This window comes from Ferruginibacter sp., from assembly GCF_031430955.1.
Taxonomy (GTDB): domain Bacteria; phylum Bacteroidota; class Bacteroidia; order Chitinophagales; family Chitinophagaceae; genus Ferruginibacter.
The window spans coordinates 1-5033 of the sequence record NZ_JANPCM010000432.1 but is presented as its reverse complement, the minus strand read 5'-3'; the positions used below and the strand labels follow the sequence as shown (position 1 = coordinate 5033).

At 34.7% G+C, this 5033-nt stretch carries 7 protein-coding genes; all 7 read left to right on the top strand.

The genetic code is table 11. The features are described from left to right. Positions 1-1479: putative porin (locus ACY65O_RS12015; RefSeq protein WP_462221095.1), on the top strand; the 1479-nt coding region annotated here is incomplete at its 5' end. A 60-nt stretch (positions 1480-1539) separates the two neighbouring features. Further along, a complete protein-coding gene (locus ACY65O_RS12010) occupies positions 1540-1926 on the top strand; it encodes an HYC_CC_PP family protein (protein ID WP_462221094.1) in 387 nt (128 codons plus the stop codon). Between the two features lie 99 nt (positions 1927-2025). After that, entirely contained in the window at positions 2026-2604 is a 579-nt protein-coding gene (locus ACY65O_RS12005; protein ID WP_462221093.1) for a heavy metal-binding domain-containing protein, read from the top strand. Between the two features lie 116 nt (positions 2605-2720). Next, on the top strand, positions 2721-3233 hold the full coding sequence (locus ACY65O_RS12000; RefSeq protein ID WP_462221092.1) for a heavy-metal-associated domain-containing protein: 513 nt from the start codon (positions 2721-2723) through the stop codon (positions 3231-3233). 65 nt (positions 3234-3298) lie between these two features. Beyond that, positions 3299-4117: a hypothetical protein gene (locus ACY65O_RS11995; RefSeq protein ID WP_462221091.1), complete on the top strand. Its 819-nt coding sequence runs from the start codon at positions 3299-3301 to the stop codon at positions 4115-4117. A gap of 71 nt (positions 4118-4188) precedes the next feature. Next, positions 4189-4668, top strand: a complete 480-nt coding sequence (locus tag ACY65O_RS11990) for a TlpA family protein disulfide reductase (protein WP_462221090.1) — start codon at positions 4189-4191, stop codon at positions 4666-4668. A 78-nt stretch (positions 4669-4746) separates the two neighbouring features. Continuing rightward, positions 4747-5033: hypothetical protein (locus tag ACY65O_RS11985; protein WP_462221089.1), on the top strand; the 287-nt coding region annotated here is incomplete at its 3' end.

The following is a 5033-nucleotide window of genomic DNA, read 5'->3' as shown; positions in this document are numbered from 1 at the left end:
TTTTTTGTTACGCAAAATACCAATCATAAAAGTTACCGCCTCTTCAGCAATTACCAGGGCAAGCGAAAAAGATATGCGGCATATATTGTATTAGTGGGCAACACCATAAAAAATTCGGAGAACGGTGGTATTGTAAACGACAGCTCTCTGGCCGATCCCAATAAAAAGAAACGCTTTAGTGTGCCCGTGAATTTAGGCGGTGCTAATTTATTTGCCCCCAATCCATTTAACGCATCTGTAAATACCGGTAATATCAATAAAGATTTTACTTTCTTTTTACGCCAAACTTATGATATTGGAAAAAAAGATTCTATTGCTGTTAACGATTCTACCACCGAATATTTATTTTATCCCAAGCTGAGGGCACAGTACAGTTTTACTTACAGCAATTATAATTATCTGTACACCGATGTTTCCGCCGATTCTTTAATTTATAAAAACTGGTACGATACTACACTGAAAAAAACTACCGATACATTTAATGTACAGGAAAAATGGAAAGTGATCAGCAACGATTTTTCTTTACTGCAATTTCCGGATACGAAAAATGCTGCCCAATTTTTGCTGGCAGGTGCCCGGCTGGAAAATATAAAAGCAGAGTTTTACCGGCCAGCAGGCATACAAACAAAAAATTATTACAATATTGTTTTGCATGGCGAGTACCGCAATAAAACAAAAAATAAATTGTGGGATGTATTGCTGAAAGGCGAATTTTATTTAAACGGCCTCAACAGCGGCGATTACAATGCTTATGCAACTATCGACCGTTACTTAAATAAAAAACTGGGTGATGTACGTTTGTTTTTTAATAACGTAAACCGCAGCCCGAGTTTTATCTACAATAGTTTATCAGCTTTTAATTTTAAAAATGCCACCATCAGCAAAAAAGAAAATATTATTAGTTTTGGCGCCGAAGCTAAAAACCCTTTTGTAAATCTTAGTTTTAAAAATTATATTATTACCAACCTGGCTTATTTTTCTGATTATTATCATACTACACAAAGCAGCAAAGTAATTAACCTGCTGCAGCTATCAGCATCAAAAAAAATAAAAATTTCTAAAAAATTAAACTGGTATGTTGATGTGGTGGCACAGCAAACCGATGGCAACGCACCCATAAAAGTGCCCTTAGTTTTTGTCCGTAACCGTTTTGCTTTTGAAGGAACATTTTATAAAAATTTAAATTTAAGTACCGGGCTGGAGGTAAGATATTATACACCTTACGAAGCTTATAACTACTCGCCGGTTATGGGCCAGTTTACGCCGCAGGATACTTTTAAATTAAAAAACCTTCCCGACATCACTGCATTTTTTCATTTCAGGATAAAGTCTTTTACAGCTTACATACGAGCCGAAAATTTGAATACCGTTAGTTTTTTAAATGGCTTTGGCTTTATCAATAATAATTACGCAGCGGCTCATTACCCCACACAGGGGCTTATTCTACGCTTTGGCATTCTATGGAATTTTGTGAATTAATAAAATAATACCAAATTTTAACACCTGTGTTACAACAATATTTTTATCTTTGTAGCTGCAATGAAAAAAATCTTTTTAGCCATATTAACAATAGTGTACATGACAGCTGCCTCGGGCATTGCCATGGAAATACATTATTGTATGGGTAAAAAGGCTGGTATGGAGTTTTATAGCTCTAACGGGAATAAGTGCGGCAAATGCGGCATGACAGAAAAGAAAGGTGGTTGCTGCAGCGATGACCATAAGTTTGTTAAGCTAGAAGACTCTCATAAAAATGTTTACAATAATTTAGATTTTACTTCAAAGTTTGTTACAGTTGTAACTGAACTTCCATTGTACGATTGGCAATTACCAGCAGCGCCTGCAATTGCAGTTGTAAATAATCATTCTCCTCCCAATTATAACTGGCCTTCTGCCAGTATAATGAATTGTGTTTTCAGAATTTAAAATTAAGTTTTGTTTTTTTTCATCAGCAGCGACAGCAGTTGATGAACTGTGTTATATATACAAGGCATACTATTAATCAATAATTAAATTTAAAATAAAATGAAAACATTAAATATTTGTGCTGCACTGTTGTTCAGCATCTTCGCCATAAATACTTCCTTTGCACAAACAGCTGTAACAAAAGAAACCATCAAAGTATGGGGCAATTGCGGCATGTGTAAAACCACTATTGAAAAAGCTGCAAAAAAAGGGGGTGCCACCACTGCAAACTGGAACGAAGAAAGTAAAGAGCTAAAAGTTTCTTACGCATCTAATAAAACATCTTCTGATAAAATTCAGCAGAGCATTGCAAAATCCGGTTACGATACACAGGGCTTTACCGCCGATGATAAAGTGTATAATAAATTACATGGCTGTTGCCAGTACGATAGAAAAGTTAGCACTGCAAGTGTTGGGACTGAAAAAGCAGCAGCGTACTGCTGCAGCATGCATTCCGATGTAACAAGCGACGCACCTGGTAAATGCAGCAAATGTGGTATGGACTTAACCAAATCGAAAAAAGAACAAATGAAAATGGAAGTAATGAAAGTGTACACTTGCCCTATGCATGCAGATGTAACAAGTAATACACCGGGGAAATGTACAAAGTGCAGTATGGATTTAAAAGAAAAACAATAAGGGTATTTATTTAACAGTTGCAGGTGTTATAAAACCTGCAACTGTATTTTGTTTTCCCGATCTATATTTTATTTATAAAAAATGCGTATTAGCAATTAAAATTTAAAAAGAGAATCATGAAAAATATATTTTTAATAATTGCTGTTATTTTTTCTTTTACAGCAACTGCACAGGTTACAAAAGTAAGTTTGCAGGCTAGCGGCTTAACCTGCAGTATGTGCAGTAACGCCATCAACAAAGCAATAAAATCCCTTGACTTTGTAGATAAGGTTGATGCCAATATAAAAAATTCCACTTTTGATATTTCTTTTAAACAAAATGCGGTTATTGATTTTGATAAACTAAAAAAGAAAGTGGAAGATGCAGGTTTTTTTGTAGCCAGCTTTACAGCAAACATACAATTTGATAATGTTGCCATTGCAAACGATGCCCATGTAAATGTTGGGGCAAACGATTTTCATTTTCTGAATGTTAAGGATCAAACATTGTCGGGCAATAAAACAATTAAAATTTTAGATAAAGGTTTTATACCTGCAAAAGAATATAAAAAGAATGGCAGCCTTACAAAAATGTCTTGCTATAAAACGGGGGAAGAAAACGGCAAGCGGATTTTTCATGTAACTATTTAGTAAAAATTTATGATCCCGGCAGCGGTTAACAGCCGTGCCGGCGGTTATTTTAAAGAAAATATTTTATGAAGTATATTTTATCTTTCATACTTGTTTTGTTGATGATCAAATCTTACAGTCAGGAGTTGTATGTTTTTACTGAGCCGGCCAGTAATATGGCAGCTAACAGTATTGGCATAAGAACAAATAACTACCTTATGAAAGACATAGATACAAAAAAAATTAATTACCACCTGGTGCCGGAAGTAATGCTGGGCATCTCAAAAAAAGTAATGATACACCTGGATGCGTTTTTAAGCAACCGTAATGGTGGATTTGTAACTGAAGGCGGCAGTGTTTATGCCAAGTACCGGTTTTACAGTATTGATGAAGTGCATAAACATTTTAGAATGGCGGCTTATGCAAGGTATAGTTTTAACAACAGCGATATCCATCAAACTGCAATTGATCTGTATGGACATAATTCAGGAGTTGAAACTGGTGTGATTGCCACACAATTAATTAATAAAGTGGCGCTGTCGGCTGCGGCATCATTGCTGCATGCAACTGATAATGGTAAAGAGAAATTTAATTATGGTGATAAAAACCGAAACGCAATTAATTATTCTTTTTCTGCCGGAAAATTAATGTTACCCAAAGAATACACCAGTTACAAGCAGGTTAATGTAAATTTAATGGTAGAATTTTTAGGACAAACTAATCTTAGTGATGCTAATAATTATTTGGATGTGGCACCTGCTGTTCAATTTATTTTTAACAGCCGTTTACGTGTTGATGCCGGCTACCGTTACCCGCTGGTAACAAATTTAACCCGAACAGCACCCCAAGGAGTGGTGCTGAAACTGGAGTATAATTTTTTTAATGTATTAAAACAGAAAGATTAAAGACCAATTATCCTCATGAAAAAAATATTAAGATTTATATTGTCATTATTTCAGAAAAAAAATTGTTGTAAATGAAAAAATTATTCTTTGGTTCAATTATTTTAATTGCTTCTTTAACCGGTGCTGCACAAATAAAAATTGGTGCTGCGGTTCCCGAAATTTCTTTACCAGATGTAAAAGACAGTGTAATAAATCTTTCTTCTTACAAAGGAAAAGTAGTGCTGATAGATTTTTGGGCAAGCTGGTGTGGGCCATGCAGACAGGCTAACCCTTCGGTAGTAAGGTTGTATAAAAAATATAAAGACCTGGGCTTTGAAGTGTTTGGTGTTTCGTTAGATAATAAAAAAGCGGCCTGGGTAAAAGCCATTAAGCAGGATAAAATAAAATATGTGCAGGTAATTGATACCGGCGGATGGAACAGTGCAGTTGCAGCAACTTATGGGGTAGAACAAATACCTACTAATTTTTTATTAGATAAAAATGGCAATGTAGTTGCCATTGATGCAGAAGGTAAGGAGCTGGATAAATTGGTAAAGGAATTACTGAAATAATTACATCAGTTAGAACTTTGTGCGTTACTAATAGCAGCAGCACATTCCTAAAATAGCTTTTTTAAATTAGTTGATATAATGATAACTCACGAAGAACACACTTTAATAAATAAATTTGTAACTAAAGATAAACAGGAGCGCTACTTAACTTTTCTTGCGAAAGATAAAACTAGAAATAAGTTTATAGAAGAATTATATCATTTCAATGATTTCAATTGGAAGCTGTTTCGTGAAATTCCAGGAAACGAAAATGAAGGACAGACAATTGCTTTAAAAGTTAAGAGCAACAAAAATATTTCAACTTGTTTAGTAATTTCTGTAGACCCTGACTATGATGGAAAGGTAATGTCAGTTGACAAAGCAAT

What these genes read in the sequence shown, in the direction of transcription:
- ACY65O_RS12010 (WP_462221094.1), top strand. Translation starts at nt 1,540, where the DNA reads ATGAAAAAAATCTTTTTAGCCATATTAACAATAGTGTACATGACAGCT.
- ACY65O_RS12005 (WP_462221093.1), top strand. Translation starts at nt 2,026, where the DNA reads ATGAAAACATTAAATATTTGTGCTGCACTGTTGTTCAGCATCTTCGCC.
- ACY65O_RS12000 (WP_462221092.1), top strand. Translation starts at nt 2,721, where the DNA reads ATGAAAAATATATTTTTAATAATTGCTGTTATTTTTTCTTTTACAGCA.
- ACY65O_RS11995 (WP_462221091.1), top strand. Translation starts at nt 3,299, where the DNA reads ATGAAGTATATTTTATCTTTCATACTTGTTTTGTTGATGATCAAATCT.
- ACY65O_RS11990 (WP_462221090.1), top strand. Translation starts at nt 4,189, where the DNA reads ATGAAAAAATTATTCTTTGGTTCAATTATTTTAATTGCTTCTTTAACC.